The 3153-nt window shown below is 73.4% G+C and carries 2 protein-coding genes; both read right to left on the bottom strand.

Translation table 11 applies throughout. The features are described from left to right. On the bottom strand, positions 1-2255 hold a 2255-nt coding region (locus tag AB8Z36_RS34905), incomplete at its 3' end, for a bifunctional salicylyl-CoA 5-hydroxylase/oxidoreductase (RefSeq protein ID WP_440582080.1). Then, positions 2240-3067 carry an enoyl-CoA hydratase family protein gene (locus tag AB8Z36_RS34900; protein ID WP_369217401.1) on the bottom strand — a complete coding sequence of 276 codons (828 nt, stop codon included), beginning with the start codon at positions 3065-3067 and terminating at the stop codon, positions 2240-2242. The genes AB8Z36_RS34900 and AB8Z36_RS34905, both read right to left, overlap by 16 nt. Positions 3068-3153: the final 86 nt, after the last annotated feature.

The following is a 3153-nucleotide window of genomic DNA, read 5'->3' as shown; positions in this document are numbered from 1 at the left end:
GTCCGGGGGCGGCGGCTGCCCGCGCGGTACGGGAGCGGCCAGGGGGCGCCCGGACCTTCGTAGCCCTGTTCGGCGGCGGCGTGCAGGGTCCAGTGCGGGTCGTAGAGGTGGGGGCGGGCCAGGGCGCAGAGGTCCGCACGGCCCGCGAGGAGCAGGGAGTTGACGTCGTCCCAGGAGGAGATGGCGCCGACGGTGAGCACGGGGAGGCCCGTTACGTTGCGTATGCGGTCGGCGTAGGGGGTCTGGTACGAGCGGCCGTAGGCGGGGCGTTCGTCGGCGACGACCTGGCCGGTGGAGACGTCGATGGCGTCGGCGCCGTGGGCGGCGAAGGCGCGGGCGATCTCCACGGCGTCCTCGGCCGTGGTGCCGCCTTCGGCCCAGTCGGTGGCGGAGATCCGGACCGTCATCGGCTTCTCGTGCGGCCACACCTCGCGGACCGCGTCGAAGACCTCCAGGGGGTAGCGGAGCCTCGCCGTCAGCGAGCCGCCGTACGCGTCCGTGCGGTGGTTCGTCAGCGGGGAGAGGAACCCGGAGAGCAGATAGCCGTGCGCGCAGTGCAGTTCGAGCAGGTCGAAGCCCGCGTGCCCGGCGCGCCGGGCCGCCGCGACGAACTCCTCGCGGATCGCCGCCAGTCCGTCCGCCGTCAGCTCTTCCGGGGTCTGGCTCCCCTGCTTGTACGGCAGCGGGGAGGCGGCCACCAGCGGCCAGCTGCCGTCGGGCAGCGGGTCGTCGATGCCCTCCCACATCAGCTTCGTCGAACCCTTGCGGCCCGAATGGCCGAGCTGTACGCCGATCGCGGTGCCGGGTGCCTGGGCGTGGGCGAAGCCGGTGATCCGGCGCCAGGCGTCGGCCTGCGCGTCGGTGTAGAGCCCGGCGCAGCCCGGTGTGATGCGGCCGTGCTCGCTGACGCACACCATCTCGGTCATCACCAGGCCCGCGCCGCCGAGTGCCCTGGCCCCGAGGTGGACGAGGTGGAAGTCGCCGGGGACGCCGTCCTCGGCGGAGTACATGTCCATCGGTGAGACGACGACGCGGTTGCGCAGGGTCAGACCGCGCAGCCGGAAGGGGGTGAACATGGGCGGTGTGCCGTCCGGGCAGCCGAAGTCGCGCTCGACGGAACGGGTGAAGTCCGCGTCGCGCAGCCGGAGGTTGTCGTGGGTGACGCGGCGGCTGCGGGTCAGCAGGTTGAAGGCGAACTGGCGCGGCGGCTGGCCGAGGTAGTCACCGATCCGCTCGAACCACTCCAGGCTCGCGCGGGCCGCGCGCTGCGTGGAGGCGACCACGGGGCGGCGCTCGGCCTCGTACGCCTGGAGCGCGGTGGGCAGGTCCGGCTGTTCCTTGAGGCAGGCGGCGAGTGCGAGGGCGTCCTCGACGGCGAGCTTGGTGCCGGAGCCGATGGAGAAGTGGGCGGTGTGCGCGGCGTCGCCGAGCAGTACCACGTTGCCGTGCGACCAGCGGGCGTTGACGACCGTGCGGAAGGTGGTCCAGGTGGAGTTGTTGCCGCGCAGGGGGCGCCCGCCGAGCGCGTCGGCGAAGATCTTGGCGCAGCGTTCGGTGGACTCGTGCTCGTCGAGCCCGTCGAATCCGGCCGCCTCCCAGACCTCCTCGCGCATCTCGACGATGACGGTGGAGGCGTCGCGCGCGTACGGGTAGCCGTGCAGCTGCATCACGCCGTACTCGGTCTCGGCGATCTCGAAACGGAAGGCGTCGAAGGCGAAGTCGGCGGCGAGCCAGATGTACCGGCAGCGGTGCGGGGTGACGCTCGGCCCGAAGGCGTCGGCGTGTGCCTCGCGGGTGAGGCTGTGCACCCCGTCCGCCGCGACGACCAGGTCGTACGCCGTGGCCAGCTCGGCGGCGGGTGGTGCCTCGGCGCGGAAGCGCAGCTCGACGCCGAGGCTCAGGCAGCGCTCGTGCAGGATCTGAAGGAGCCTGCGGCGGCCGAGTGCCGCGAAGCCGTGCCCGCCGGAGGTGTGCCGCCGGTCGCGGTGCACGATGTCGATGTCGTCCCAGCGCACGAACTCGGCCCGGAGGGCCGCGTAGACGGCGGGGTCGGCGTGCTCGATGCCGCCGAGGGTCTCGTCGGAGAGGACGACGCCGAAGCCGAAGGTGTCGTCGGGGGCGTTGCGCTCGAAGACGGTGACCTCGCGGGCGGGGTCCAGGCGCTTGAGCAGCGCGGCGGCGTACAGACCGCCGGGGCCGCCGCCGATGACGGCGATGCGGCGGGCCGCGCGGGCGGTGCTCACCGGCCCTGCCACTTCGGCGGGCGCTTCTCGGTGAACGCGGCGTGGAACTCGGCGTAGTCCTCGCCGTTCATCAGCAGGGCCTGGGTGGCCGCGTCCAGCTCCACGGAGGCGGCGAGCGGCATGTCCAGCTCGGCGGTGAGCAGGGCCTTGGTCTGCGCGTACGCGAGGGCGGGTCCGTCGGCGAGGCGGCGCGCCAGCTCCTGGGCGGCCTCGGCGGCCTTCCCCTCCTCCGCGAGGTCGCTGATCAGGCCGATCCGCTCGGCCTCGGGGGTGCGGACCGGCTCGCCCAGCATGAGCAGGCGCGTGGCGTGGCCGAGGCCGACGACGCGCGGCAGCAGATAGGCGGCGCCCATGTCGCCGCCGGAGAGCCCGACGCGGGTGAAGAGGAAGGAGAACTTCGCGGAGGGGTCGGCGACGCGGAAGTCGGCGGCGAGGGCGAGCACGGCCCCCGCCCCCGCGGCCACCCCGTGCACGGCGGCGATCACCGGGAAGGGGCACTCCCTGATCGCCCGCACGACCTGGCCGGTCATCCGGTTGAAGTCGAGGAGCTGGGCGGTGTCCATGGCGAGGGTCGCGCCGATGATCTCGTCGACGTCGCCGCCGGAGCAGAAGCCGCGCCCCTCACCGCCGAGCACGAGCGCGCGGACGGACCGCTCGCGGGACAGCTCGGCGAGCAGATCGCGCAGGTCGGCGTAGGCCTCGAAGGTGAGGGCGTTGAGCTTGTCGGGGCGGGCCAGGGTGACCGTGGCGACCCCGTCCTCGACGGCGAGGCGCAGATGGCGCCAGTCGGGCGTGCGGGTCGCGGAGCCGGTGAAGGGACTCATGAGGTGCGGCCTCCTCGGCCTGGGGCTGGAGTGCGCTGCCCCACGAAGTTATCACCGATCCGTGACCACCGTCACGAGTACGCGAT

Origin of the sequence: Streptomyces flavofungini (genome assembly GCF_041028215.1) — a bacterium.
Taxonomy (GTDB): domain Bacteria; phylum Actinomycetota; class Actinomycetes; order Streptomycetales; family Streptomycetaceae; genus Streptomyces; species Streptomyces flavofungini_B.
This window is presented reverse-complemented; position numbering and strand designations above follow the sequence as displayed.

Excerpts from the sequence above, each read along its gene's own strand:
- AB8Z36_RS34900 (WP_369217401.1), bottom strand. The coding sequence starts at position 3,067 with ATGAGTCCCTTCACCGGCTCCGCGACCCGCACGCCCGACTGGCGCCAT.